Source organism: Chloroflexota bacterium (assembly GCA_026706485.1).
Classification (GTDB): Bacteria; Chloroflexota; UBA11872; order UBA11872; family UBA11872; genus JAJECS01.
Genome location: JAPOYR010000004.1, coordinates 297,102 through 321,983 on the forward strand (window position 1 = coordinate 297,102; position 24,882 = coordinate 321,983).

Here is a 24,882-nt window from a genome sequence, read left to right on the forward strand (position 1 = left end):
TCGCGCCTCAATCGGACGCGGCGCCCTTCGCCGGCTCGGCCTTCGCGTCGGACTTGGCCACCGCCGTCTCCTTCGCAGGCGCTTCTTTGGTCGCGCCATCCTTGGCCGGCTTGTCCGCGCTGTCCGCTTTGTCCTTGCCGGCGTCACCTGACTCGGCGGGCGCTTTTCCATCGTCCTTGAACTTGTTCTTTTCGTCGCTGGAGCGGCTGTCGGTGGCGTACCAGCCCTCGCCCTTGAAGATGATGCCGGCCGCGTGAAAGACCTTGCGCAAACGGCCCTGACACTCCGGACATTGGGTTGCCGGCTCGTCGCTGAACTTCTGCACCAGGTCGAAGTTGTGGCCGCACGCGGTGCATTCGTATTCGTAGGTCGGCACGCGGCGGGGCTCCTTGAGGAAAGCTTGGGCCGCCATGGGTTGCCGGCATGCGGCGGCGCAAGCGGGATTATACGAACGCGCCGGATTGTCCCAGCGATCCTCGGCATCTTCCGGTAAACGCCGCGGCATATTGACGGGGACCATCGGGACCGACCGAGCCCGCCGCCCGCCGTCCCGATGCCCGCCGCGATTGGCGCGTTTCGCACCGATCGCTGGAGAGGGCGGGTGCTAGGATTGGCCGCCAGGGGAAAGCCGTCGCGGGTCGGTGCATATGCGGTGTCCAGAGTGCAGCCATCAGAACACCGAGGGCGCCTGGCTGTGCATCAACTGCGGCGAAAAGCTGCCTCGTCCCGAGACAGCCGAAGCCGACCTGAGCTCTGAGACGGCCACTCCCGACGAGTCCGGCCGCTTCGCGCCAAAGATCAGCGAGAATTTGCGCCGATTGCGCGAGCAGACGGAGCGCGAGCGCGCCGCGTCGGAGCCTCGCGCGCGCAAGTCCGCGCCGAGTACGCCGTCGACCACCTTGCTGGGATTGCCGCTGACCGTGTGGGCCGCCGTGGCGATCCTTCTCATCGCCTTCGTCATCGTCGTCTCGAACCTGCAGTAGCGTCCCGCAGCCCCCTTTTCGAGTCACTTCGCCGGCGCATCGCCGCCGACGGCCCGATTTCGTTCGCCGACTTCATGGCGTCGGCCCTCTACGACGAGCGCCACGGCTTCTATAGCCGCGTGCCGTCCCGAGCCGGCGACTACTTCACCAGCGTCACCGTGCACCCGCAGCTCTTCGGCATGCTCCTGGCGCGGCACCTCGACGACGTGTGGACGGCGCTTGGGGCACCTCGACCATTCCGGGTGGTCGAGCTTGGCTGCGGGAGTGGCGCGCTCGCCTGCCAAATCGCGTCGGCCGCCCAGGAGCGCCCTTGGCGTGAGCACCTGGCCTACGTCGGCGTCGAGCGCTCCGCGCCAGCGCGGGCTCGGGCCCGGAAGCAGGCGCCAACAGCCGCGTTCGTGCCGTCGTTGGACGCAATCGACGCCGGCCCGGCCGCCGCAATTCTCAGCAACGAGCTCTTCGACGCCCTGCCCGTGCGGCTGCTGCAACGCAACGGCGGCGATTGGGTCGAGCTGCGGGTGGGCCTGAGCGACGATCTCCCGGCCCTCGAGCCGTCTGCGGCGGATGTCGAAGCCAAGGCCTATGCGCGGCGCTACGGCCAGGACGTTCCCGACGGCGGAATCATTGAGATGCGCGAGGGAGTGGCCGAGATTTACGCCAACGTCCGTCGCATCGCCCGCCGCTGGGTCATGACCGGCATCGACTACGGCGGCCTCGCGGCCGAGGTTCACGGTCCGCGCTTCAGCCAGGGCACGCTGCTGGCCTACCGCCAACACCGCGCCTCGGACGACGTGCTGGCCGATCCGGGTTCCTCCGACCTGACGGCGCACGTAAACTTCTCCGAACTCATCGACGTTGGAGCGGACGCCGGTGCGACGGCGGCGCGCTTGAGCACGCAGGGAGATTTCCTGACGGCACTGGGAATCGGCGAGCACTTGCCGGCGGTGCAGCGCCGTCCAAATCTTTCGGTCGCGGACTATACGCGTGAGCGGGAAGCCGTGTTTCAACTCGTTTCCCCCACGGACCTGGGAAGATTTCGTGTGCTGGTGCAGGCTCGCGATGCAGTGATCGACCGTTTGCGCGGACTGCCGCCAACTGCGGCCGCGCCACAGCCCGACACCGGGAAGGACGACGGATGACGACACGGACCGAAACGGACCCCCTGGGCGATCTGGAGGTTCCCGCCGGCGCGCTCTACGGCGTGCAGACGCAGCGCGCGGTTGAGAACTTCGATATCAGCGGCATCGGACCGCACCCGGCATTCATTTGGGCGACGGTGGTGGTGAAGAAGGCCGCGGCCATCGCCCACCGACGCACCGGCCGGCTGGAGGCGAATCTGGCGGACGCGATCGTGCAGGCGGCGGATGAGGTGCTGACGGACGGGCTGCACCAGGACCAGTTTGTCGTGGACGTCTTCCAGGCCGGGGCCGGCACCTCGCACAACATGAACGCCAACGAGCTGCTCGCTAACCGCGCCAACGAGCTCCTGGGCGGCGAGCGCGGCGCTTATGCGCCCGTGCACCCCAACGACCACGTGAACATGGCCCAATCGACCAACGACATCATTCCCACGGCCATCGCCCTTGCGGCGCTGAAGCTGTTGCAGGATCTGTATGTGTCACTGGACGGCCTGGCGGACGCGTTCGAGGAGAAGGCCCGCGACTGGGACGGGATCGTGAAGTCGGGCCGCACGCACTTGCAGGACGCGACGCCGGTGCGATTGGGCCAGGAGTTTGGGGCCTACGCGGAGGCCATCCGACGCGATGCGGCGTTCATCCGCGACGCCGAAGCCCAGGTGCAGGAATTGAGCCTCGGCGGCACCGCCGTCGGCAGCGGCTTGAACGCCGAGCCCGAATACCAGGTCGAAGTCATCGACGTCATTGCCGAGGTCACGGGGCTCGACGTGCGCCGTGCCGAGAACCTCTTCTACTCGATGCAGAGCATGGCGCGGTTCGCCATGCTGTCCGGGGCGCTGCGCGCGCTGGCCATCGACCTGAGTCGCATCGCCAATGATTTCCGGCTGCTGGCGTCGGGTCCCCGCACCGGCATCTCCGAGCTGCGGCTGCCCGCGCTCCAGCCGGGGTCGTCGATCATGCCCGGCAAGGTCAATCCGGTCATGGCCGAGTGCCTGAACATGGTCTGCTTCCACGTGTTCGGCAACGACGCCGCCGTCCAATGGGCCGCCGAAGCCGGGCAGCTCGAGCTCAACGTGATGATGCCCTGCATCGCCTACAACCTCTGCCAGTCCATCGAGGTCCTGACGAACGTGACGCGGGCGTTCGACACCCGCGCCGTCCGCGGGTTGGAGGTGGACGACCGGATGCTGCGCTACTGGCTGGAGCGGAACACCATGCTGGCGACCGCGCTCGCGCCGCGCATCGGCTATGCGGCCGCCGCCGAGATCGCCAAGGAGGCCGTCGCCACGGGCGAGGGCGTGCCGGAGGTCGCGGCGCGGCTGACCGACATCCCACCCGATGAACTTGCCGAAGCGCTGGACCCCACGCCCATGACCGAGGCCGGCGTGCGCGCGGGCGGCGGTGGAGGCGGCTAACAGCCGTCCGCCACGCCGATCGGCAATCGCTCGCCGCGGACAAGGTGGCCCCGCGCGCCGAGTGGGATCGGTCCGTATGCAGGCGATCCCCGAAAATCATTCGAAAAATTGTCGCGGCGAACGCCGCATCCCGTGGTACTGTTTGCGCAGTGTCGGGTTCCGCGTGGAACCTGCAACGTTGGATTCTTGGCTGCGACCGCGGAGTGTGCGGCGGGCAAGGTTGGCGGATCAGGCGAGCGTCGCATGAGTTCCGCGGAAGGTTTAGCTGGATGAATATCTTTGTGGGCAATCTGCCCTTCGTGACCACCGATGACGAGCTTCATGAGCTCTTCGCACGATACGGCGAGATCACCCGAGCCACGGTGATCAAGGACCGCGTGACCGGAAAGTCACGCGGTTTTGGCTTCGTCGAGATGATGGACGACGAGATGGCTCGTCAGGCGATCGAGGCCCTCAACGGCTCCGACCTGATGGGTCGCGCGCTGACCGTCAACGAGGCGCGCCCGCGCGAGTCTCGCCCGCGTAGTGGTGGTGGCGGCTACGGCGGCGGTGGCGGTGGCTACGGCGGCGGTGGTGGCGGCTACGGCGGCGGCGGAGGCGGACGCTACTAGACCGCTCGCGTCCGGCGCGGCGCGGTCAGCTCCGCGTCTAACTCTCCAGAATCTCTCGCAGGCTCGCAGCGACGATCGCGAGATCGTCTTCGCTGAGTGTGTTCGTCTGGAACGCGAGTTCCACGCCTTCGACACGCGCCCAGATCGGCGGGTGACATTCGCTGAGGGCCGTGGCGACGCTTTCGGCCGTGTGCGCGCCACCCGAGTCGAACGTGACCGCGGCCCGTCCCATGTCCGTGTCCACTCGCACCGTCATTCCCGGCGCGCCGGCGAGCTGCTCGACCAGGGCGTGGGCGCGCGCGTTGCTGGCGTCGCGGACGGCTTCGTAACCGCCACTGCGCCACTCCCGCAGTGCCTCGATCACGGCGACGGCTTCCGCGCGATCCAGCTTGAAGCCGCGGCCAAATGCGTTGCCGCCGTGCAGCTCGAAGCCGATGAAGCCCTGCAACGCCGCCGCGCGGATCAGATCGCGGCGGCCGCACAGCAAGCCGGTGGAATTCGGCGCGCCGAAGTACTTCGCCCCAAAGCCGATCAGGTCGGCGCCGGTGCTCACGACCTCATTCATCATCTGCGGAGGGTTGACGCTGCCGGCGGCGTCCACGATCACCGGAATGCCCCGCGCGTGCGCCATCGGGATGGCGTCGGACAGGAGCACGCTGCCGCCCCGTCCGTCATACGACGCTACGAAGAACGCCGCCGCCGTGTCGTCCGTGAGCGAAGCCTCGAAGTCCCGCGGCTCGACCACCACCAGCTGCGCCCCCGCCACACTCGGCATGCGGTCGTACTCATTGCGCTGGGGTGACTGGATAACGACCTTGTTGCGCATGCCGGTCGTGTCGGGAAGCTGGGCGATGAGCTCCTGGTCGTCGCCGGCCATGCACGCGGCGGTGCCGAGCGCCATGGCCGCGGCGCAACCGGAGGTCGGGTAGGCCGCTTCGCAGCCCAGGATCTCTGCCGCCAACTCGCCCACGCGCGTCAGCAGGGCGTCCAAATCGACGAATGACGCGTTGGCGGATTCCATGGCCGCCAGCACGCGCGGAGAAAGCCGCGACCCACCCAGCACCGTCTGATTGCCGCGGGCGTTGACCACCCGCTCCAGCCCCAATTCGGCATAAACGTCGGCTGTCACAGAGTCGTTGGGCGTCATGGTGGCTCGATTCGAGTGGTGCGTCGGCCACCGGCGATGGTAGGCGATTGCGGGGCGGCGTGACACCGCGCGCCGGACGGCGGAACATGGGCAACCACCAGTTGCGGACAGGAAGGTTGAGCCATGCCGACGCCTTCCGGCGGCAGACCGGCCGTGCGGTCGATGGGCGGCATGGTGGCGTCGGCGCAGCCGCTGGCCACCATCGCCGGCGTGCGGATGCTCATGACCGGCGGCAACGCCTTCGACGCGGCCGTGGCGACGGCGGCGGCGCTGGGCGTGGCGGAGCCCTATATGTCCGGCCTCGCCGGCATGGGCGTGGCCTGCTGCTACGTGGCCCGCGAGCGGCGCGTGCGCGCGCTCGACTTCGTGCCGCCGGTGCCGCGCCGCCTCGAGACGGACGCCCGGCGCGGGAAAGACCTGGCAAACGCCGCCCAGACGGCGGGCACGCCCGGCAACCTGGCCGGATGGTGGGAGTTGCTGAGCCGTTACGGCAGCAAGTCGCCCGCGGAGGTGCTGCAGCCCGCCATCGAGCTCGCGCGCGAGGGCTATCCGCTCTCGCCATTCGCCATCGAGTTCCTGGAGGTTTGCATCGAGCGCCACGCGGCCCAAACCGAGTGGCTGGACGTGTTCACGCCGGATCGCGTCGTGCCACCTGCCGGCTCGGTGCTGCGGCAACCCGACCTGGCGGCAACGCTGGAGCAAATCGCCGTCGACGGACCGGGCGCCCTCTACGACGGCCCGCTCGGTGCGGCGCTGGCGCGCCACGTGCAATCGAAGGGCGGATGGATCGGCGCGGACGACCTGCGCGAGGTTCAGCCCCGCTGGACCGAGCCGTTGGCCGCCCCATTCAGGGGCGCCCAGTTGCACACGCCGCCGCCGACCAGCGAGGGCATCCAGATGCTGCTCACGCTGCGAATCCTCGAAGACGATTTGCAAGCCGACGACGAGCCGTCATACCTGGACGCGCTGGTGCGGGCGATCCGGGTGGCCGCAACGGCCCGAATCCGGCACACGAATGCGCCGCGCGACGAGCTCATGGATTTGCTCACCGACGCCGCCGTGGCGCGCACTCGCGCCGAAGCCGTCACTGCCCGTTCAAGCCGGACCAGCAACCGGGGCGAGATCCACCCGCCGCAGCACACCACGGCGCTGGCAACCGGCGACGCGCACGGAAACCTGGTCTGCCTGACGCAGAGCCTGGGCGGCAAGTTCGGCTCGGGCCTCGTGGTGCCGGGCACGGGCATCGTCTTGAACAACCTGCTGGATTGGGGCGACCGCGACCCGACCAGCCCCAACCATTTGTCCGGCGGCCGGCCGCTATCCCTGCCCCTCGCGCCAACGATCGTCACTCGAGGGGGCGAGCCGCGGTTGGCCCTTGGCACCCCGGGCAGCTACACGATCTGCCAGGCGCAGGCCCAAGTGCTGGTCGGCATGCTGGCCGGTGGCCTGGACGTGCAGTCGGCGATCGAGGCGACACGCCTGCACGCGCACGACGGCGATCTGGTCACGATCGAATCCCGTGCCAGGCCGGCTGTGGTCGAGGCGCTGCGCGGGCGCGGTCACCGCATGGAAACGGTCGAGACGTTCGACCAGGCCATGGGCGGCATGCAAGGCGTCGCGCGGTCCGCGGCCGGGTGGCTGGAAGGTGGCGCCGACCCGCGGCGCGAGGGCTACGCCCTCGGCGTGTGAGCCCTACCCGTGGTGGTGGGCGGACTCGGCGTAGTGCTCGGCCAGCACGTCGCCGCCGAAGTCGTTGGTGAAGTCGCGCCACACCGAGTGAACGTGGTTCGCGCCGTCCTGGGTGTTGTCGTATTCGATCAGAAAGGTTGACCCAACCACGGCGTAGTAGTGGCCGTGTCCCCGCTCCTGGGGGCCGGCCCAGGCGAATGTGACGGCGTCCAGGCCGGCGCCTTCGATGTCGCGCCAGGCGTTGGCGGCCATCTCGCCGGCCGAGCGGTCGACGTAGTGCCGGATGAGGCGCACGAGCTGCTCGCGCGGCGCCTGGGCCATGTCGCCCAGGGCAAGACCTTGGGGCGCCATGCCGGGCTGGATCGCCCGATAGTTCTTGGTGAGGATGTCGTCGGGCGCCTGCGGATCGACCACGGCGATGCGGCGCTGGTCGGGCGTGAGCTGCTCGAGCAGGCCGCGCGCCAGGTCCTCTTCCGCCGACAAAATGCGCAGGCCCTTCTCTGGCCCGTGACGCACCTCGGCCGGATTGGCGCCGAAGAACAGCGGCACGCACGCCAGATGCGCTTCCGCCACCACGGTGATGTGGGTCAGGAGGTGATGGCCGCACACGCGCCAGGACCAGCGGTCGTCGCCGGGTTGGCCGAACACGCTGAGGTGGTATTCCTCCGGATCGCGGAGCCACCGCACGGATAGGCCCTGCAGGCGCTCCCACTCGTCGAGGATGGTCTCCAGCGCCATGATCTGCTGGGCTTGGCGCCAGCCGCGCGGGCTCAGCCCCGTGGCCACCAGGTCCAGGGCCGCGGCCCGCTGATCGGGCTGCATGGCATTGAGCGATAGGCCGTTCCTCGGCACAGGCGTGTAGTGCCAGACAAAGCGCTCGTCCCCGACGAACGGAAACATGGCCTCCGCCCGTTGCGAAGCGTCGAGCGATTCCAGGAATCCCCGCGCCGCCGCCGTCATCGCCGACGCCGCCTGCGGCGCGTACGACGTCACGGCGGCCGCCGCCGTCATAGCTCGGCGGCGGGAACCACCGGACGGCCCTGGCGAACCTCGGCCAGCACGCGCGCCATTTCGATGGCGGCAAGTGCTGCGTCGCCGCCGCGATTGCCGGCACGCGATCCGCTGCGGTCCACGGCCTGCGCCAGCGTCTCGGCGGTCACGACGCCGTAAATCACGGGCGTTCCGGTATCCAGCGCGGCGCGGGCGATGCCCCGGGCCGATTCCTGGGCCACGTGGTCGTAGTGGGTGGTCTCGCCGCGAATGATGCACCCCAGGCACACCACGACGTCCACGTCGCGCGAGGCGATGAGCTCGCGCGCCGTAATCGGCAGCTCCATGGCCCCCGGCACCCACGCGACGATCACGTCCTCGTCGGCCACGCCGTGCCGTCGCAGCTCACGTTGGCAGGCGCGGAGCAGGTGCGAGGTGAAGAACTCGTTGAATCGGGCGGCGACGATGCCCACCGAAAGCCCCGCACCGTCCATGAGCGGCTCGATGACTTCGCCGTCGGTCAGCGCCGGGTCGTGATCAGACGCCATGGCCCATTCGCTGTCGTTTGGTTTCCAGGTACCGCTGATTATGCTCCCCCGGCTCGACGCTGAGTGGGATCTGCTCGACTACGTGGAGCCCGTAGGCGCGAAACCCCTCGGTCTTCTTGGGATTGTTGGTGAGGAGGCGCAGCTCGCGCAGGCCAAGGTCACGCAGGATTTGGGCGCCGACGCCGTAGTCGCGCAGGTCCACGGCGAATCCGAGATGGTGGTTGGCTTCCACGGTGTCCAGGCCGTCATCCTGGAGCTGATAGGCGTGCAGCTTGTTGGCGAGCCCGATCCCCCGTCCCTCCTGGCGCATGTAGAGCACGACGCCGCGGCCTTCCGCCTCGATGCGCCGCGTGGCGGCGGCGAGCTGATCGCCGCAGTCGCACCGCAGCGAGCCGAACGCGTCGCCGGTGAGGCACTCGGAATGCACCCGCACCAGCGGCGGGCTTCCCCCGGCGACGGCGCCCTTGATCAGGGCCACGTGGTCCTCGTTCGTCGTGGTGTCGCGAAAGGCGATCGCGCGAAAGGTTCCGCCGGCCGTCGGCAGCGCCGCTTCCGCGCCGCGGATCACCACGCGCTCGTTGAGCCGGCGATAGCGCACGATCTCGCTAATCGCGATCGAGGGAATGTCGCGGCCTTTGAGGAGCTTCAGGGCGTCGTCGGGACGGGCAGCGCGACCCTCGGACGTGTGCAGCGCGGTGAGCACCGCCACCGGCGGCAACTCCGCCAGGCGCGCCAGGTCGATGGCGGCCTCCGTGTGACCGAAGCGCCGCAGCACGCCGCCGCTGCGGCCGCGAAGCGGCGCCACGTGGCCCGGCTTGCGAAACGCCGCCGCATCGCGTGTCGGATCGGCCAGGGCGCGGATGGTGCCCACCACGCCGGGCAGCGAGCCCGGCTGCGGCGCCTGGTCGGCAAGATCCACGGTTACGGTGAATGCAGCCGAGCGAGCGACGGGGTTGGCCTCCGCCTCGATCATGAGCGGAATGCCCAGCGCGTCGAGCCGCTCCGGCGCCACGGGCGTGTGCAGTTGGCCGGTGGTGAGGGCGCGAATCTCGGCCAGACTCGCCTCGGTGAGGGTTGAGCCGGCGGCGACGAGGTCCACGTCCGGCGGATCGCGGCCGTCGTCCACCACCGCAACGATCCCGCCGGCGGCGATCTGGCCGATTGCGGTCTCGATCTCGGTCCCGGTCATGCTTCCGTCTCCATGTCCAGGAGTCCCGACGCCTGGAGCTGCGAGCGGCTGAGCGAGGCCTCCTGCGGCATCACCGACATGGCGCGCTCCACGTACTTTGCCAGCACGTCCACCTCGAGGTTAGCGCGATATCCGACCTCGGCCGCCCCCAGCGTCACTAGCCCGCGGGTGTGGGGAATCAGCGTTACCCGGAATTCCTCGGTTGATGCATCGACCACGGTCAGGCTCACGCCGTCGAGGGCGACGAAGCCCTTGGGGACGACCTGGGCCGCGTGCTCGGGCGGCAGCGTGAAGGTCACCATCTCGCCGGCGCCGTCCCGCTCGCGGCTGACGATGGCGCAGGTCCCGTCCACGTGTCCCTGGACGATGTGCCCGCCGAATCGGCCGTCGGCGGGCAGTGAGCGCTCGACGTTCACGGCATCGCCGACGTCAAGCGAGCCCAGGTTCGTGCGGCGGAGCGTTTCCGGCACGACCTCGACCGTCATGCGTTCATGCTCGATCTGCACCGCCGTGAGACACACACCATTGAGCGCCACGCTGTCACCAATGGCCACGCCGTCGCCGAGCACCGGTGCGGCGACGACGAGTCGGTGCAGGCCCTGGCGGTTCGTGGTCTCGACCACTTCGCCCATTGCCTCGACGATGCCCGTGAACATGCGTCAGCCGCCCTCGGCTGCCGGGCGCCGACCATGCACCATGGTGTCCGGCCCGAGTCGACGCACGCTGGGGTCGTCGAGTGTCCACGGCAGGAAGCCGCCGGCCTCGGGCGGGGGATCCAGCGCCGGGACGCCGGGGCCCATCACGCACGGCGCGATGAACACGACGACTTCATCGACGAGGTCGGCGGCGACGAGCGCGCCGAGCAGGCGCGATCCGCCTTCCACCAGCACGTGGGCCAGGCCCCGCGCGCCCAGGGTCGCTAGCGCATCCGCCGGCTCGACCCGGCCCTCCGGTCCGCCGGCGACGCGCACGACCTCGGCGCCGGTGCGCTCAAGTCGAGCGCGGTCCGCGGCGGACTCGCGCGCGGTCATCACAAGGGTCGACCCGGCCTCTCCGAGCATGCGCGCATCGGATGCCAGCGAGGCTGCCGAGTCCATCACCACGCGCAGCGGTTGCCGTCCGTCGGCCGGCTCGGGTCGCACCGTGAGCCGCGGATCGTCGATGCGCGCAGTGGCCGATCCCACGACGACCGCGTCCACGCGGTCCCGCAGGCGGTGGGCTTCGGCCCTGGCCTCGGCGCCGGTAATCGATTCGCCTCCGCGCGGGCCGGCGATCTTGCCGTCGAGCGTCATTGCCCATTTTGCCGTGACGAATGGCCGGCCGCGGGTGATCAGGGTCGAGAACGGCGCGATGAGCGCGTCGGCCTCACGGTCGAGCAGCCCAACGTCCGTGGCGACGCCGCCGGCGGCCAGCGCCTCGAGGCCGCCTCCCGCTACGTGCGGATTCGGGTCTCGCGTACCCGCGACCACCCGGGCAATCCCCGCACGCTGGATGGCTTCCGTGCAGGGCGGGGTTCGCCCCACGTGATTGCAGGGCTCCAGCGTCACGACCAGCGTGCCGCCTCGGGCCTGATCGCCCGCTGCGGTGAGCGCATTGACCTCGGCGTGCGGTCCGCCGGGCGGAGCGGTCGCCCCCTCGCCGACCACGCGGTCGCCCTGCAGGACCACCGCGCCCACCGGCGGCAGGGGACTGGTGCGTCCGCGCACGGTGCGCGCGAGGTCGACGGCCCGGCGCATCGCCCGCGCCAGGGTCTCCTGGTCAATCGCGGGCGGCGTATGAACTCGTGTGATGGTCACCGACGAGATTTCCCCCTGCGATAGCCTTTTTTGCGAAGCCCTCCGTCATTCCCGCGAAGCCTGTCCCCGCGAAGGCGGGGAGCGGGAATCTACCGGTAACTGAACCTGTTAGCCCGTCCCACCAAGGAGTGCGACCGTTGCTCCGCGAATCGCCGATGTCTCGGGTCAACTATAGACGCGGCTCACGGTGATGTTGCGCACATGCCCGCCGAAGGCTCGTGTGGGACATTGCCGCGACGACACCGCAAGGCTGAGCGCCATTCCCATGCGAGACCACGTCCAGGCCCCGCAAGCCGCCGCGATCTTCGATTTCAACGGCACCCTCGTCACGGGCGAGGTGTGGCAGGCCATCGAGTCGTGGATGGGCGGACGCGGCGCGTGGAGACGGCGCAAGACGCGAATGATCGTGCGCCAGTTACCGGTCATCCTCGCGAGCAAGGTCGGCCTGGTGAGCGCCGATTTCATGGTGCGGCGCTGGATGCCGGCCGCGTGGGCGACGGTGCGCGGCATCGACGAGCGAGAGCTGGCCGCCCTCGTCCAGCATGCGTGGGAGACCATTTTTCGCCCGTCCATGCGCGAGCGAGTGGCCGAGATGGTGCGGCAGCACAAGGCTGACGGCTATTGCACCGCGCTTGTGTCCGCCACCTACGAGCCGTTCTTGGAGCCGGTCCGGGAGGCGCTCGGCTTTGACGTGGTCATTGGAACCCGGGTGGAGGTTGCCGCGGGCCAGGTCACGGGTCGGGTGATCGGCGACACGGTGACGGGCGCGGAGAAGGTGCGGCGGGTCATGGCCATGGGGCAGGACGCCGAGCGGCCGATTGACCTCGAGCGCAGCCTGGCCTACGCCGACACCGAGCGCGATCTCGACCTGCTGCAACTCGTCGGCCACCCGGTGGCGGTGTGGCCGAACGATCGCCTCCATCAAATTGCTCGGCGCCGGAAGTGGCCAATCGTGCGCGACGCGGGCTAACGAGTGGCCAAACATCCAGTCTCGGGACTCACCGGCAACATCGGCGCGGGCAAGTCGACGGTGGGCGCGATGCTGCGGGAGCTCGGGGCGCGAGTGATCGACTCCGACGCGACGGTTCGCACGTTGCTGGAGTCGGATGCGACGGTGCAGCGGCGAGTGCGAGAGGCGTTTCCGTCCGCCCAACGACCCGACGGCGGCATCGACCGCGCCGCGGTGGCGCGGGAGGTGTTTGCGGATCGCGAGAAGCTCACGCGCCTCCAGGACCTCTTGTACCCGGCCGTCGGCGAGGCGACCGACGCGCTGCTCGCCGAGGCCACCGACGCGCCCGCCACGTTCATCGAAGCCATTAACGTGGTCGAGGGACCGTCCGGTCTTCGCCTGGACGGACTCTGGCTCGTCGAGGCCGATCCGGCGGTGCTGGTCGAGCGCGTCGCCGCCAGCGGTCGACTCTCAGCGGCCGAGGTTCAGGCCCGCCTGGCCATGCAGGCCGGCCCCGAGGAGAAGGCCGAGGCATTCCGCCGCCTTCGTCCCGGGCGACCGATCGTGCGCCTCAACAACAACGGCTCGCTGGAAGAGCTGCGGACCCAGGTGACCGCCCGCTGGATCGACCTGCTGGCCGGCTAGTCGCGCCCGATTTCGCTGGGAGCGTTGTCGGGTTCGGTTTCCTCGGAGAGGCGGCTGCGCCATTTGCCCCGCATATAGAACAGCGACAGGATTTCCTGCGGCGAAAGTCCCTTGTTGGTCAGATCGCGGACTTCGCGGCGGATTCGATCGGATCGTTCGCGGGTGTCTTCCTGCCCCATCCTGTGGAACTCCCAAGCCTGGTCGGCGGCACAGCCAGCGCGGCCCGATATTAGGGCGGCGCGCCGAGCGCCAGCAAGTGACGGCCCCGCCGCCCGTCGCGCGCTCGAACTGGGCGGTTTCGGCCTAGTCCGACCACCCCAGCACGCGCGTCACGGCATCGAGGTCGGGGGGCGCCGCGATCGGGTCGTCGGACTCGCGCAGGGCCGTGTCCGGGTCTTTCAGGCCGGAACCGGTGAGCACGCACACGACACGCTCCGCCGAGGCCGGACCGCCCGCCCGTCGTTGTAGCAAGCCGGCGATCCCGGCGGCCGAAGCGGGTTCGACGAACACGCCCATCTCCTGGGCGAGCAGCCGATAGGCATCCGCGATCGCGGACTCGGGCACGGCTTCGATCGATCCGTCGGAGGCGTCGCGCGCCGCCGCCGCCTCGTCCCAGTTGGCCGGATTGCCGATGCGGATGGCCGACGCCTGGGTCACGGGGTCGTCGATGGGATGCCCGAGCACCATCGGCGCCGCGCCCTCGGCCTGGAATCCCCGGAGCACCGGGGTCTGCGTCGCCCGCCCGGCCTCCCGGTAGCCGACGAACCCACGCCAATAGGCCGCGATGTTTCCGGCATTGCCCACCGGCAGGTACAGCTCATCCGGCGCGTCGCCCAGCGCGTCCACGATCTCGAACGCCGCGGTCTTCTGCCCTTCCAGTCGATTCGGGTTGACCGAGTTGACGAGTTCCACGCCGTCGCGTTCGGCCAGCCGGCGCACGATGGTCAGTGCGTGATCGAACGTACCGGTCACGGCCACGACCCGCGCGCCGAACATCCGGGTCTGCGCCATTTTTCCCGAGGCGGTGGAGTCGTGCGGCACCACGCACACCGTCGTCACCCCGGCGCGCGCTCCGTAGGCGGCGGCCGAAGCGGCGGTGTTTCCGGTTGAGGCGCAAATGAGCGCGCGCGCGTCTGCCTCCAGCGCCTTGGCCACGGCAACGACCATGCCCCGGTCCTTGAAGGACCCGGTGGGGTTGCAGCCTTCGAGCTTGAGCCACACCTCGCGAATTCCGGTTCGGTCTTCCAGGACCGGCGCACGGACGAGCGGGGTGCCGCCCTCGCCGATGGTGAGGTCCGGGGCGCTGCCCATGAAGGGCAGAAACTCGAGGTAGCGTTCAATGACGCCCGCGGGGACGCTCAGCGTCATTCGAGCAGGTCTTCGATCCGGATCACGCTGGCGACCTCCGGCACCACGTCAAGCGCGATGATGCGCTGGATCGCGGGCCGCCAGTCGGCCTCGCGGGCGTCGTGCGTGAGCAGCACCAGCTCGGCGCGGCGCGCATCGGGATCCACTTCCTTCTGCAGCACCGAGGCGATGCTGATCGCGTGCTCGCCGCAGATGGCCGCGATGCGCGCCAGCACGCCGGGGCGGTCCTTGACCCAGAGGCGCAGGTAGTAGCGCGAGATCACGTCGTCCATCGGCACCACGCGCACCGGCCGGTCCAGGAGCACCGGAATCCGGTTGTGCGCCGCCCGGCGCATGTTGTGACCGAGGTCGATGAGGTCGGAGACGATGGCGCTCGACGTGGGCTCGGGACCGGCGCCGCGCCCCATGAACATCGCGCGTCCCACGAGGTCGCCCGAAATGCGCACGGCGTTGTAGACGCCCTCCACCTGCCCCAACAGAAAGTCGCGCTGGACCAGCGCCGGATGGACGCGGGCTTCGATCGTGTCGCCGCGTCGCTTGGCAATCGCCAGCAGCTTGATGCTGTACCCCAGTTCCGCGGCGTAGGTGAAGTCGGCCTTGGTGAGCTGCGAGATGCCTTCCCGAAATACGTCCGCCGGAGCGACGCGGCCGCGAAAGGCCAGCGTGGCCAGAATCGCCAGCTTGAAGGCCGTGTCGTGGCCCTCGACGTCGTTGGTCGGGTCCGGTTCGGCGTAGCCCAATTCCTGGGCCTCGGCCAGCGCGTCGACATAGCTCCGGCCGTGCTCGGCCATCTGGGAGAGGATGTAGTTGGTGGTGCCGTTGAGAATGGCGTGCACTTCCTCGATCTCGTTGGCCGCCAGGTCCTGCCGAAACGGGCCGATGAGCGGGATGCCGCCGCCGACGCTGGCCTCGAAGTAGAGATCGAGTCCGCGGTCGGCCGCAAGCTGCAAGAGATCGACCCCATGGGCGGCCATGACCTCCTTGTTGGCCGTGACGACGTGCTTGCCGGCTTCGAGCGCGCGGCGCAGGTATTGCTGCGCGGGCTCGACGCCGCCCAGGACTTCAACGATGACGTCGACATTGGGATCGTCGATCACGGCCGCCGCGTCGGTGGTCAGGCGATCGGGGGGAATCGAGGCGTCGCGCGGCTTGTTCGGATCGCGCACGAGTGCGCGCTGCACGGTGATCGGACGGCCCAGTTGCCGCTCGAGCATTTTGGCGCGCGCGTGAACGTGGCGCGCGACCGCCGAGCCGACGTTGCCAACGCCGAGGAGGCCGAGTCCTATCCCGCTGGACATTCGTGGCTCACCCTGGCCCGCACCACCCAGACGGGAGGCGGCAAGGGGCAGAATACCCGCCAGGTGTGGCGCTGGGCGTGCTATCGGCTCCCCGGCGTCCGGTTTCCCGCGCGGCGACCGGCGCCATTGGCCGTCAGGCGGTGGGCAAAGCGCAGTCCCACGTCGTTCGAGGGGTAGTACTGCTCGTCGTAGCCCGTAAGCACGAACCCCGCCGCTTGGAGCATGCGAATGGCGGGAAAGTTGCGGGCTTGCACAGTGGTGCACAGGGCACGACGACCGCTCGCGCGAGCCGCCTCGACCGCCGCCCGCGCCAGGCGCGTACCCAGTCCGCCCCTGCGGGCGCGCTGGCGAACCGCCAACATCCAGAGGGTGTCCACGGCCCGCGGCGCGTCGGGCACGACCAGGACGAAGCCATCGACGCCGCCGCCGGCCTCGGCCACGATCAGGGATCCCTGCTTCGGCTGCGGCGGATCGGCCGATCCGCCCCACAGCGGATCGCGCAGGGTGATGGTGCGGGGAAGACGCACCTGCACGAAACCCACCATCGACACGTCGGACTGGGCGCTCGTCTGCAACTGCCACACATGGTCGGTCTCGTAGGACACGTCCATGGCCCAGCACGCCGCCCAATCCGAAGCCGTGCCGGGTCGCACGACGACGCGCGGACCGGAATCGCGGCTGCGGGCGGGACGACGCAACGTGGCGTATTCGGGCTGCGGCGGGGGACGGGCGTTGTCGGCGGCCACGGTCCCCCAGGTCGAAACGGCACAGATGCAGATGGCCGATGGTACCCGGTGGCGGGGTGCTCCTGTGTTCGGAGCCCCGGCGAGGCTGAACGATGGCACCAGGACCAGAGGTGGTCTGATATTCTCCTCATCCACAGATCGGCAAATGAGTGGCACTACACGCAGGTGCCCTGGACATAGAATGGGAGCAAAGAATGCCAGACGATCAGGCAAGCCAGTCCTTCAGTCGAATGATCACCCAGCAATTGCCCCCGGAAACTAGAGAATTGTGGGCAGCAATGGCGGACTACTTCGATCGAGACGGTCCCGAAGCGGTCAAGAACTACCTCGATGCCGAAAAAGACCGACGTGAAGGCAGGGTGAGAAGCCAGCTAGAGCAGTTTGAAGGAAGCTAGTGTCGATGGCACGCGGATTCAGAGTTCAATGTGTTGAAATCGAGGGATTCAAGGGATTTGCGTCACCCCAGGTAGTTGACTTCAAGGGTCGCCATGTGTTCCTGCTCGGGCAGAATGGCAACGGAAAATCCAGCATTGTGGAGGCCATTCGTTGGGGGCTCTTTGGCTCGGCATTTCGACCAAACGAAGTAGTAAGCAATCAGCACTATTCCGGAGATTGCCGCGTCACAGTCACGCTAGAGCGTGATCGCCAACTCTGGACACTTCAACGCACATTGAATCTAGGCGCTCGCGGCACTAGTGATCCTGTACTCACTGACCAACATGGCAAGCGTCGCAATATAAGAGAGATTATGCCTCAACTCGACTCTGTGGATGCTGGTGAGGGTACGCATGTCATATTCGCGGCTCAGTCGGCACCTCTCCGTCGGCAACCGGAGGATCTCAATCCATTCGAAAAGACCGTCCTCAACTATCTCGGCCTAACGCACCCGCGGGGTTTGCTAAGTAACATTCAAGAGTTCTTGGTGGATCAATCGGAGGCTGAGCAAGATCTAGCCGAAGAACTTACGGAGGCTCGCGAGAGTCTGGATGGGCAGATAGCGGAAGAGCAGACTCGCATGAGCCAGATCATGAATGCTCCGCCTTGGGGCAATGAGCTTTCCCCATCAATGGCGGTTTCAGAACAGAAAGTTCGGCGTTTCATCGAAGACGTTACCGGTGAATCGCCGAGCGACGAACTGGATGGGGCGTCATTGGGCGCTTTGGTCGATAGCGCAGCACAGTCGCTCGACGAGCGGCGCACTCACGACCAAGGGAATCTGGAGCAAGAGCGAGATGAGATAGCTGCTCAGAGGGGTGCCCTGGAAGCGTTGCGTGAGCTGCGGGCTGAGATGAGAATGCAGGAGTCTGTAGTCGAGAAGACGCAGGCGGACTTGGAGTCGATCTTCGATGGTCTGACGCCCGTGGAGCTCAGATGCAAGCTAGAGCGTGCAAAAGACGCGGCCTCAACGGAATCGATAACGGGGCGCATCGTGCGCGATGCACTAGATTTGATCCGTCGCGGCGATGCGGCAGAAACCCTTTGCCCAGTATGTAGTACTCATCACGACCGAGAAGCTCTCGAGTTTGCTCTGCAGGGCACGATCCAGAACTCCAATGAAGCGGTGATGTCATCGGTTGCCACACTTGAGTCTCGGGTTGCACAGTCTGAATCACTACAAGCGCGGCTTCAGGAACAAGAGTCTCGGTGCAATTCGCTGATGGATGATGTGAGCGCTGCCACGAGCGATCTTCATGCCGAAGATAGAGTCAAACTAGATAAGACACGCGACATTGGAGCGATTATCGCTAGCTATCTGGAGCGAGATTCGGAGATCGAAGGGCAGATCGAAAACCAAGACTCATGGTTCGAGCTGAAAGCGGCTCAACTAAACAGGCTTGAAGAAGAGAGTCGATTCCACCAAATCCAGACGCATCTGAACCGCTTGCAGAGAGAAAGACGGGAACTTACTAGAGTTATCGGATCTTATGGAGAGCTCGTCGCATTGGGAGAGTCGGTTCGTGCAATTGAAGAAGTTGTCAAATCTCGGCTAAGGGAGAAACTGGCGCAAAGCGTCCCTCGTGTGTCGGAGTTGCTTTCCAAGGCTTTCGGCGCACTAACGCAGCATCCATGGTATGACCGACTGATAATTGCCGAGTCCACACTTCCGCGACTGCAACTGCGGGTTTCCAGTAGTCAAGACTCGAATGGTAGAGAAGACCCGACGGGTGTGTTGAACGGGCAGGCAGAGAGTGCACTGCACCTCGTGCCGTATTTCGCGTTCAGCCAGACCGAGGATACTCCAACTGAAGTCTACCTCGTTATGCTAGACGATCCCACTCGAGCATTGGATACAGCGCACATAAGGATCCTGGTCGATCGACTTCAAGAACTTGGACGTAACGTGCAACTTATCGTTGCCTCACAAGAGACGGAGCGCCTTGGGGAGATGATACCGGAGGCATTTGATCAAGATAGCTACGCAATAATTGAGCCGGCAAATTGGTCGCCCAGCAGCGGGCCAAGCCTGGCAATCAGGTATGGATGACGTATCCAATAACAAGGCTACGGATTGCATTGAGGATTTGCGCCTGAGTGTTTCTCCGTCCGAATTCGGCTATAAGGTTCAGGCACTGGCCGCACATGTACTCTTGAGGTTGGAGTTCCAAGTCGAACAGGTCAATAGGTCAGGTCATCCAGATATCGTGGCGACCAGCGGTATGGAGACCATGTACTTTGAGATTGAGGCCCAGGTCGGGCGCCCACGGCGGCGAAAGTTGACCAAAGAAGACTTTAGGTCACTGACCGAGGTTCCCGGTAGTGTTGGATACTTTGCGCTAGCCATTCGCTTTCCCACGCCACGGTGGGTGGTGGTTCCTGCCGATCGCCTGAAACGCCGAGATGCATGTTCGAATGTGTTGTTGGAAGCGTTGAGCGATCCAGAGTTCTCTAAGGCGTGGACATCGGCGTATATTGAATTGCTGAGACAGCAGTGTGGGCGGATTAGGCGGGCGTCGTTCGCGACGCTACGTGGAAGAGCATTGGCGGGACGCGGCTTGTAGACCCAGACAACACGCTAGCGGTCCTGGCACGGACGTCACGGAATAACCGCTCCGCGTGGTGTAATCGGGCTGCGTTGGGGACGGACGTTGTCGGCGGCCACGGTCCCCCAGGTCGAAACGGCACAGATGCAGATGGCCGATGGTACCCGGTGCCGCGACCCGCCAATGTCATGTCGACCCAGCAATGTTGTATCGACCCCCATGTCATTTCGAGCGAAGCGAGATATCAAAGGGACGGGGAACACGCACAACGTCCGTAGATTCCTCACTTCGTTCGGAATGACGGTTTGGGGGATTCGGAACGACGATTCGGGTGCGACTCCAAGTGATCGACGACCGCCAGCGCGGCTAGGCCCCACCCCGCTCGCGCAGCTCGGTCGACGAGATGTCGACCCCAACCTCCGAAGCGGGAATGGCCTCGAACATTTCGGCGGCGGACGGCGGCGCCCGCAAGTCATCGAGTCGTAACAGCCGTTCGCCCACGCGCCGCTCGGCCACATGAAAGCGGGCGCCCAGCTCACGCAACTCCGTCAAGGCCTGCGCCAGCGCCTCCGCGCCGCCGTAGTAGCGGGGCTCCAGGATGCGGGCCGCGGTGTCCGCGCCCACCGCGAACGCGGCGCCGGGCAGCAGGCGGGCTTTTTCGACGAATGTCGGCGCGCGCGTGAGCACCACCGGCGCTCGACCGCGAAACTGCGGGAGCCGCGCGTCGAGCTCGGCGGCGGTGAGCGCCGGCTTGTCGACGTTCGTGATGGAGATTTCGTAGGCCACATTCCCGGACGCGCGGCGGCGGGCGGCTTCCAGCAGCGCGGCGTGGCCCTCGTGCAGCGGGTTGAACGACCCGGGCACCACGGCGCCGGGCACCGCTCCTCCCGCGCTCACGCGGCAGTCAATGTGATCGACCGTGGCCCAGGGCTGCTCACCGCCCGCGATGACGTCCCGATAGTGCGCCAGCACGGTCGCGCCTGTCTGCAAGCGCTCATCCGAATGCAGCTCGATGTCGAATCCGCCGCCGACCATGGCCTCAGCCAGGGTGCCCAGAATGACGTGCTCGGCAATCGCCTCCTCTTCCGCCCGCGTGCGAGCGCTCTTGCGCAGCCGGACCCTCGCTTCCCAGCACTGAAAGCCGTCGACGACGGCGACGTGGATCCGGTGTGAGCCCTGGCGCTCGCGGTCGGTGACCAGGGCGGCCGTGGCGCCGAGCCCAAGCACCGGCGCATGGGGCGTCTCACGAAGCCGCAGCGCCCGCTCATACATGGCCCGCGCAAGCTCGCGCGAGGTTTCCGCCGAGCAGCGCGACGCCGGCTCCGCCCCAAGCAACTCCGTTAACGCGCGGCGTCCGTATGGCACCTGCGCCTCCAACACCGTGCGCGACGCGCCGGGACGGGTCAGCAGGCGTGGAATGACGCCGGATCCGCCGCCGGCGACCGCCAGCGCCACCATGGCTCGCGACGAGCGAATTGCGGCCACGGCCGCCTCCACCGCAGCGTCCGTGCTAGCCGACGTCCACGTAGACGCGGCCATCGGCGACGCGAGCGGGGTAGGTCCTCACGCGGGCGCGCTCGGACGCGTGGAGCGAGCGGCCGGTGCACAGGTCGTATTGCCAGCCATGCCAGGGACAGCGAAGCACGCGTGAATCCGGGTCGAGCACGATGGGCGCGCCGGCCCTGGCGGCGATGACGTGATGTCCCAGCGTGCCGCTCGATAGCCGCGCGCCTTGGTGGGCGCAGGTGTCTCGCAGGGCGTAGACCTCGTCGCCCCAGCGCACCACCACGATGGCGTGGCGTCCAACCTGCACGCGGCGTGCGCGGCGCTCGCCAAAGTCGGCGAGCGCCCCCACGTCATGCGCGGTCGAAGTCATAGAACGCCGCCGCGTTGCCGGACATGATCCCCTCGCGCACGTCGTCCGGAACGATGGACGGCACTGCCCGGTCGGGCGCGTCGAAGTCCCAGTGTGGGTAGTCGGTGGCGAACATCAGAAAGTCGTCGCGCCCGATCATGTCCATAATTTGCAAAAGGTGGCGCGGGTCGTCCGGCTCCTCCATCGGCTGCGTGGTGGCCCGGAAATGCTCCCGGATGTACTCGCTGGGCAGCTTCTTGAGCCACGGGACCTCGTCCCGCAGCCCCTTGTAGTTCTTGTCGAAGCGCCACATCAGCGCCGGCAGCCAGGCGAACCCGCCCTCGACCAGCGCCACGCGCAGGTCGGGAAAGCTCTCGAACACGCCCTCGGCCACGAGGCTGAGCACCTGGGCCTCGAAGGCCTGCGGCATGCCCGTGTGGTCCTCGATGTAGAACGACGGCCAGCCGGTGGCGGTGATGGGGCCGGGGTTGCCACCGAAGTGAATCCCCAGCGGCAGTCCCATGTCGCTGGCCGCGGCGAGGATGGGACGGTATCGCCGCCGGCCGTAGGGCTCGACGGCGCGGACGATCAGGAGCACCTGCACGAATCGCGGGTCCCGACCGGCGCGGCGGATCTCGGCGGCGGCCGCGTCGGGGTCCTCGACGTTGACGACGATCGATCCACGCCAGCGGGGGTCGTGGTCCAGCCAGCGCGCGGCCGTCAGCTCGTTCACCGCGCGCGAGAGGTCGTTGGCGAAATCGAGATTGCGCAGCGACGACGCGACATACAGCGGGTTCAGAATGGCGGCGTCGATGCCCCAGCCGTCCAGCAGCTGGTCGCGGGCGAAGTCCGGATCGCCGCCGGGCAAGCAGCCGCTGGGCGGGAACGAGTCGCGGCGCGCCGCATTCTCATAGAGGCGCGGGTAAATGTTGCCCCCCGGTCCCTCGAATCCGGATTGCTCGATGTAGGCATGCCAGCGCGTCGCCAGGAACGGCAGCAGCTCGTCGATCGAGTTGACGTAGTTGTGGACATCGGCGTCGATGAGCTTGAGTGGCGTCTTGGCCTGGTGGTCCGTGCGGGCTTCAGCTTCAGGTAGCGCGGTGGTGACCATGGCGGGCCTCCTTGCCCCCGATGGTGAGCGCGGGCGGCGAGGTAGTCAAGACTCGTCGTGCATCGACCACCTTGTGCCCACTTCTGCGTGGCCCGGCAACTGCGGGAATTTAGGCGCCGGCGTGGATTGCCTTGTGTCAGACAGACGGCACATCCGCCGCTTCCGCTGCGCCAGCCAACGCGGCGTCCAGCGTGGCCAGCGGCGCATCGTGTCGTCGCGCGAGAGCCAGATACACGGCGTCGTACACCGACAGGCGATGGGTCCGAGCGAGGGCGAGCACCTGATCGAGGTCTGGCTCCGCGGCAGTCTGGATCGGCAGCTCCGCCAGACCCGCCAGCCGGTCATGCACCCGGTCCGCGGCGATTCGGCCTCTCCGCTCGGCCGTCAGCAGCACGTTGCGCACCTCCAGGTGCCAGAGCGGCGGGACCAGACCGCCGCTCTCCTCGATCAGCGCGAGCGCCGCGTCCGCGCGTGGCTCGCGCCCGTCATCCAAGAGCCAGGCCGCAGCCACGGACGCGTCCAAGATCAGCGCCGTCACGAGCGGTGGCCTTCGTGGCGGGCAGCCAGGATTTCCGCGGTGGACATCTCAATGCGCGGCCAACGGGCGCGACGCCGCCGGAAGCGGTCCACCGCCGCCTTGAACTCCGCGCGCTCCTGTACTTCGGCTGGTATCAGGTGCGCCACTCGCCGTCCATGGCGAGTGATCGCGATCGACTCGCCGTGCTCCACGCTGCGCAGCAACTCCGCCAGCCGCGCCTTGGCCTCGGTGGCTGCAACTTCACGCATGGGCTTCCGTTTCAACCAGTGAATATAACCAGTCAATTATTCCACACGTCGCCCAAGCAGTCGGGCAGAGTTCGGCTATGCCAATCCGTAGATCACACCGTATTTGCGGGAAAGGTGGTCCATCAGGGCGTCGACGCCGATCGGCGCGCCCGTGACCCGCTGCATCAGCTCAGCGGCCGTGAACACGCGGCCGTGGCGGTAGATCGAGTGCCGCAGCCAGTCGTGCAGCGTCGTCAGGTCGCCGCGGCGGATGCGTTCGGGCAGGTACGGCAGCGCGCGTTGAGCCGCGGCGAAGACCTGGGCGCTGATGAGGTTGCCCAGCGTGTAGCCCTGGAAACAGCCGCCGATGGTGCCGTGGAACCAATGCACGTCCTGCAGCACGCCGTCGCGGTCGTCCGGCGGCTCGACGCCCAGGTCGCGGGCGTAGCGGGCGCGCCAGGTCTCGGGCAGGTCGCGCACCTCCAGCCGCCCGTCGAGCAGCTCCAGCTCCAGGTCGAAGCGCAGCATCACGTGCAGGTTGTAGGTGACCTCGTCGGCATCCGTGCGAATCAGCGATGGCTGCACGTAGTTGATCGCGGGGTAGAACACGTCCAGCGGAATCGATCCAAGTTGCTGCGGAAACGTCGCCTGCAGGTGCGCGTACTGCCCTTCCCAGAATTCCAGGCCGCGTCCCACGAAGTTCTCCCAAAGCCGCGATTGGCTCTCGTGCATGCCGTTGGAGGCGCCGTCCCCCAGCGGCGTGCCCTCGAAAGCCGGATCGACGCCCAGCTCGTAGAGCGCGTGGCCGGCCTCGTGCATGGCGCTGAAGAGGTGCTCGCCGAGGAAGTGCTCGTCGGCCCGCACGGTGATGCGCACGTCGTCCGAGGCGAAGGTGGTCATGAAGGGATGCGCCGTGTCGTCGATGCGCCCGCGGTCGAAGTCGAAGCCCATCAGCGCGACCACGTGGCGGGCAAAATCGCGCTGGGCGCTGATCGGGAAGTGCTGGCGCACGGCGGAATCGTCATTCGCATCTGCGGCGGCGATCCGCTGTAGCAGCGGCACCAACCGCGCGCGCAGCTCCGCGAAGAGGACCGAAATCTCGCCTGCGGTCATGCCCGGGTCCTGGCGGTCGATCAGCGGATCGGCCACATGCTCCGCGTTTGGCGTGTAGCTCGATAGCTGCCGGCTGAGGTCCAGCGTGCGTTCGAGCACGGGCCGGACGGCCGCAAAGTCGTCGGCGGGCCGTGCCTTGATCCAAGCGGCATACGAGGCCGCCGCGTGCTCCTCGAGCGCGGCGGCGAATTCGGCCGGCACGCGCACGTCGCGGTCGTAGTCGCGCCGCGTGACGCGGATCAGCGCGGCGTCGGGATGCTCCGGCGGCAAGCTGTCGGCATATGGCTGCAAGTCGTCGAGCAACGATCCGATGGCGGCGTCGGTGAATGCCGTATGCGCCAGCCGTTCCAGCGTGGCGATGTGCCGGCCGCGGGACGCCGCGCCCTTCGGGGGCATGTAGGTGGTCTGGTCCCAGTGCAGCACCGCCGCCGCCGCGCGCAGGTCGCCGACTTCGCGCAGCCGCCGGCGCAGCTCGTCAAGCTTTCGGTTCAAAGGTCCTCTCCTCCGTCATTCCCTCAGGTCCGTCATTCCCGCGAAGGCGGGAATC

26 protein-coding genes are annotated in these 24,882 nt (G+C 67.6%); 9 read left to right on the forward strand and 17 right to left on the reverse strand.

The window, feature by feature from the left end:
- Positions 1-7: 7 nt before the first annotated feature.
- The gene (locus OXG79_03870; GenBank protein MCY3782907.1) at positions 8-520 is read right to left on the reverse strand and encodes an FmdB family transcriptional regulator; all 513 of its coding nucleotides are present in this window, start codon (positions 518-520) and stop codon (positions 8-10) included.
- Positions 521-647: 127 nt separating this feature from the next.
- Here OXG79_03870 and OXG79_03875 point away from each other — a divergent pair, with 127 nt between their 5' ends.
- The 4 genes from OXG79_03875 (at position 648) to OXG79_03890 (ending at position 4,145) form a co-directional block, all read left to right on the forward strand.
- Positions 648-983, forward strand: a complete 336-nt coding sequence (locus tag OXG79_03875) for a zinc ribbon domain-containing protein (GenBank protein MCY3782908.1) — start codon at positions 648-650, stop codon at positions 981-983.
- A 74-nt stretch (positions 984-1,057) separates the two neighbouring features.
- Positions 1,058-2,122, forward strand: a complete 1,065-nt coding sequence (locus tag OXG79_03880; GenBank protein MCY3782909.1) for an SAM-dependent methyltransferase — start codon at positions 1,058-1,060, stop codon at positions 2,120-2,122.
- A complete protein-coding gene (locus OXG79_03885; GenBank protein ID MCY3782910.1) occupies positions 2,119-3,534 on the forward strand; it encodes an aspartate ammonia-lyase in 1,416 nt (471 codons plus the stop codon). Before OXG79_03880 ends, OXG79_03885 begins: the two co-directional genes overlap by 4 nt.
- 269 nt (positions 3,535-3,803) lie before the next feature.
- Complete coding sequence (locus OXG79_03890; GenBank protein MCY3782911.1) at positions 3,804-4,145, forward strand: RNA-binding protein; 342 nt, start codon at positions 3,804-3,806, stop codon at positions 4,143-4,145.
- Positions 4,146-4,182: 37 nt separating this feature from the next.
- Here the strand turns inward: OXG79_03890 and OXG79_03895 are convergent, their stop codons facing one another.
- The gene (locus OXG79_03895) at positions 4,183-5,292 is read right to left on the reverse strand and encodes an aminotransferase class V-fold PLP-dependent enzyme (GenBank protein MCY3782912.1); all 1,110 of its coding nucleotides are present in this window, start codon (positions 5,290-5,292) and stop codon (positions 4,183-4,185) included.
- Positions 5,293-5,415: 123 nt separating this feature from the next.
- Between OXG79_03895 and OXG79_03900 the strand changes: the two genes are divergently transcribed.
- The gene (locus OXG79_03900) at positions 5,416-6,981 is read left to right on the forward strand and encodes a gamma-glutamyltransferase (protein MCY3782913.1); all 1,566 of its coding nucleotides are present in this window, start codon (positions 5,416-5,418) and stop codon (positions 6,979-6,981) included.
- 3 nt (positions 6,982-6,984) lie between these two features.
- Here OXG79_03900 and OXG79_03905 read toward each other — a convergent pair whose 3' ends face one another.
- From OXG79_03905 to ribD, 5 genes are read right to left on the reverse strand one after another with little or no spacing between them, the layout of a single operon-like run.
- Complete coding sequence (locus tag OXG79_03905) at positions 6,985-7,974, reverse strand: DUF3500 domain-containing protein (protein ID MCY3782914.1); 990 nt, start codon at positions 7,972-7,974, stop codon at positions 6,985-6,987.
- Positions 7,975-7,988: 14 nt separating this feature from the next.
- Positions 7,989-8,519, reverse strand: coding sequence for a 6,7-dimethyl-8-ribityllumazine synthase (ribH, locus tag OXG79_03910; protein ID MCY3782915.1), 531 nt, complete (start codon positions 8,517-8,519; stop codon positions 7,989-7,991).
- Positions 8,509-9,708, reverse strand: coding sequence for a GTP cyclohydrolase II (ribA, locus tag OXG79_03915; GenBank protein ID MCY3782916.1), 1,200 nt, complete (start codon positions 9,706-9,708; stop codon positions 8,509-8,511). Before ribA ends, ribH begins: the two co-directional genes overlap by 11 nt.
- Entirely contained in the window at positions 9,705-10,364 is a 660-nt protein-coding gene (locus OXG79_03920; GenBank protein ID MCY3782917.1) for a riboflavin synthase, read from the reverse strand. The genes ribA and OXG79_03920 overlap by 4 nt, the downstream gene beginning before the upstream one ends.
- A gap of 3 nt (positions 10,365-10,367) precedes the next feature.
- Positions 10,368-11,504 carry a bifunctional diaminohydroxyphosphoribosylaminopyrimidine deaminase/5-amino-6-(5-phosphoribosylamino)uracil reductase RibD gene (gene ribD, locus OXG79_03925; protein MCY3782918.1) on the reverse strand — a complete coding sequence of 379 codons (1,137 nt, stop codon included), beginning with the start codon at positions 11,502-11,504 and terminating at the stop codon, positions 10,368-10,370.
- Between the two features lie 265 nt (positions 11,505-11,769).
- Here ribD and OXG79_03930 point away from each other — a divergent pair, with 265 nt between their 5' ends.
- Together OXG79_03930 and coaE are read left to right on the forward strand one after the other, a co-directional pair.
- Complete coding sequence (locus OXG79_03930) at positions 11,770-12,474, forward strand: HAD-IB family hydrolase (GenBank protein MCY3782919.1); 705 nt, start codon at positions 11,770-11,772, stop codon at positions 12,472-12,474.
- Between the two features lie 3 nt (positions 12,475-12,477).
- Positions 12,478-13,098, forward strand: coding sequence for a dephospho-CoA kinase (coaE, locus tag OXG79_03935; protein MCY3782920.1), 621 nt, complete (start codon positions 12,478-12,480; stop codon positions 13,096-13,098).
- Here coaE and OXG79_03940 read toward each other — a convergent pair.
- From OXG79_03940 to OXG79_03955, 4 genes are all read right to left on the reverse strand, one after another.
- The gene (locus tag OXG79_03940) at positions 13,095-13,277 is read right to left on the reverse strand and encodes a hypothetical protein (protein MCY3782921.1); all 183 of its coding nucleotides are present in this window, start codon (positions 13,275-13,277) and stop codon (positions 13,095-13,097) included. The two genes, coaE and OXG79_03940, sit on opposite strands and share 4 nt — an antisense overlap.
- 124 nt (positions 13,278-13,401) lie before the next feature.
- Positions 13,402-14,466: a threonine synthase gene (thrC, locus tag OXG79_03945; protein MCY3782922.1), complete on the reverse strand. Its 1,065-nt coding sequence runs from the start codon at positions 14,464-14,466 to the stop codon at positions 13,402-13,404.
- Complete coding sequence (locus OXG79_03950; protein ID MCY3782923.1) at positions 14,463-15,764, reverse strand: homoserine dehydrogenase; 1,302 nt, start codon at positions 15,762-15,764, stop codon at positions 14,463-14,465. The genes thrC and OXG79_03950 overlap by 4 nt, the downstream gene beginning before the upstream one ends.
- A gap of 80 nt (positions 15,765-15,844) precedes the next feature.
- The gene (locus OXG79_03955; GenBank protein MCY3782924.1) at positions 15,845-16,510 is read right to left on the reverse strand and encodes a GNAT family N-acetyltransferase; all 666 of its coding nucleotides are present in this window, start codon (positions 16,508-16,510) and stop codon (positions 15,845-15,847) included.
- A gap of 194 nt (positions 16,511-16,704) precedes the next feature.
- On the opposite strand from OXG79_03955, the gene OXG79_03960 reads away from it, so the two are divergent.
- Both OXG79_03960 and OXG79_03965 read left to right on the forward strand, forming a co-directional pair.
- The gene (locus OXG79_03960) at positions 16,705-16,905 is read left to right on the forward strand and encodes a hypothetical protein (protein ID MCY3782925.1); all 201 of its coding nucleotides are present in this window, start codon (positions 16,705-16,707) and stop codon (positions 16,903-16,905) included.
- A 5-nt stretch (positions 16,906-16,910) separates the two neighbouring features.
- Positions 16,911-18,995 carry an AAA family ATPase gene (locus tag OXG79_03965; protein ID MCY3782926.1) on the forward strand — a complete coding sequence of 695 codons (2,085 nt, stop codon included), beginning with the start codon at positions 16,911-16,913 and terminating at the stop codon, positions 18,993-18,995.
- Positions 18,996-19,857: 862 nt separating this feature from the next.
- Here the strand turns inward: OXG79_03965 and OXG79_03970 are convergent.
- The 6 genes from OXG79_03970 to OXG79_03995 all read right to left on the reverse strand — a co-directional run bounded on the left by OXG79_03970 (position 19,858) and on the right by OXG79_03995 (position 24,827).
- Entirely contained in the window at positions 19,858-20,976 is a 1,119-nt protein-coding gene (locus OXG79_03970; GenBank protein MCY3782927.1) for a hypothetical protein, read from the reverse strand.
- 25 nt (positions 20,977-21,001) lie between these two features.
- A complete protein-coding gene (locus OXG79_03975) occupies positions 21,002-21,367 on the reverse strand; it encodes a Rieske (2Fe-2S) protein (protein MCY3782928.1) in 366 nt (121 codons plus the stop codon).
- On the reverse strand, positions 21,348-22,457 hold the full coding sequence (locus tag OXG79_03980) for an amidohydrolase family protein (GenBank protein MCY3782929.1): 1,110 nt from the start codon (positions 22,455-22,457) through the stop codon (positions 21,348-21,350). Before OXG79_03980 ends, OXG79_03975 begins: the two co-directional genes overlap by 20 nt.
- Before the next feature lie 136 nt (positions 22,458-22,593).
- A complete protein-coding gene (locus tag OXG79_03985; protein ID MCY3782930.1) occupies positions 22,594-22,995 on the reverse strand; it encodes a type II toxin-antitoxin system VapC family toxin in 402 nt (133 codons plus the stop codon).
- Positions 22,992-23,243 carry a type II toxin-antitoxin system prevent-host-death family antitoxin gene (locus tag OXG79_03990; protein MCY3782931.1) on the reverse strand — a complete coding sequence of 84 codons (252 nt, stop codon included), beginning with the start codon at positions 23,241-23,243 and terminating at the stop codon, positions 22,992-22,994. Before OXG79_03990 ends, OXG79_03985 begins: the two co-directional genes overlap by 4 nt.
- A gap of 75 nt (positions 23,244-23,318) precedes the next feature.
- A complete protein-coding gene (locus OXG79_03995; GenBank protein MCY3782932.1) occupies positions 23,319-24,827 on the reverse strand; it encodes a carboxypeptidase M32 in 1,509 nt (502 codons plus the stop codon).
- Positions 24,828-24,882 lie beyond the last annotated feature (55 nt).

Bases quoted from the DNA above. Each gene is read 5' to 3' on its own strand.
- OXG79_03930 (MCY3782919.1), top strand. From the start codon at position 11,770: ATGCGAGACCACGTCCAGGCCCCGCAAGCCGCCGCGATCTTCGATTTC.
- ribH (MCY3782915.1), bottom strand. From the start codon at position 8,519: ATGGCGTCTGATCACGACCCGGCGCTGACCGACGGCGAAGTCATCGAG.
- OXG79_03965 (MCY3782926.1), top strand. From the start codon at position 16,911: ATGGCACGCGGATTCAGAGTTCAATGTGTTGAAATCGAGGGATTCAAG.
- OXG79_03885 (MCY3782910.1), top strand. From the start codon at position 2,119: ATGACGACACGGACCGAAACGGACCCCCTGGGCGATCTGGAGGTTCCC.
- ribA (MCY3782916.1), bottom strand. From the start codon at position 9,708: ATGACCGGGACCGAGATCGAGACCGCAATCGGCCAGATCGCCGCCGGC.
- OXG79_03940 (MCY3782921.1), bottom strand. From the start codon at position 13,277: ATGGGGCAGGAAGACACCCGCGAACGATCCGATCGAATCCGCCGCGAA.
- OXG79_03975 (MCY3782928.1), bottom strand. From the start codon at position 21,367: ATGACTTCGACCGCGCATGACGTGGGGGCGCTCGCCGACTTTGGCGAG.
- OXG79_03870 (MCY3782907.1), bottom strand. From the start codon at position 520: ATGGTCCCCGTCAATATGCCGCGGCGTTTACCGGAAGATGCCGAGGAT.
- OXG79_03960 (MCY3782925.1), top strand. From the start codon at position 16,705: ATGCCAGACGATCAGGCAAGCCAGTCCTTCAGTCGAATGATCACCCAG.
- OXG79_03980 (MCY3782929.1), bottom strand. From the start codon at position 22,457: ATGGTCACCACCGCGCTACCTGAAGCTGAAGCCCGCACGGACCACCAG.
- OXG79_03950 (MCY3782923.1), bottom strand. From the start codon at position 15,764: ATGTCCAGCGGGATAGGACTCGGCCTCCTCGGCGTTGGCAACGTCGGC.
- OXG79_03890 (MCY3782911.1), top strand. From the start codon at position 3,804: ATGAATATCTTTGTGGGCAATCTGCCCTTCGTGACCACCGATGACGAG.
- OXG79_03895 (MCY3782912.1), bottom strand. From the start codon at position 5,292: ATGACGCCCAACGACTCTGTGACAGCCGACGTTTATGCCGAATTGGGG.
- OXG79_03990 (MCY3782931.1), bottom strand. From the start codon at position 23,243: ATGCGTGAAGTTGCAGCCACCGAGGCCAAGGCGCGGCTGGCGGAGTTG.
- OXG79_03880 (MCY3782909.1), top strand. From the start codon at position 1,058: ATGGCGTCGGCCCTCTACGACGAGCGCCACGGCTTCTATAGCCGCGTG.
- OXG79_03920 (MCY3782917.1), bottom strand. From the start codon at position 10,364: ATGTTCACGGGCATCGTCGAGGCAATGGGCGAAGTGGTCGAGACCACG.
- OXG79_03875 (MCY3782908.1), top strand. From the start codon at position 648: ATGCGGTGTCCAGAGTGCAGCCATCAGAACACCGAGGGCGCCTGGCTG.
- OXG79_03900 (MCY3782913.1), top strand. From the start codon at position 5,416: ATGCCGACGCCTTCCGGCGGCAGACCGGCCGTGCGGTCGATGGGCGGC.
- thrC (MCY3782922.1), bottom strand. From the start codon at position 14,466: ATGACGCTGAGCGTCCCCGCGGGCGTCATTGAACGCTACCTCGAGTTT.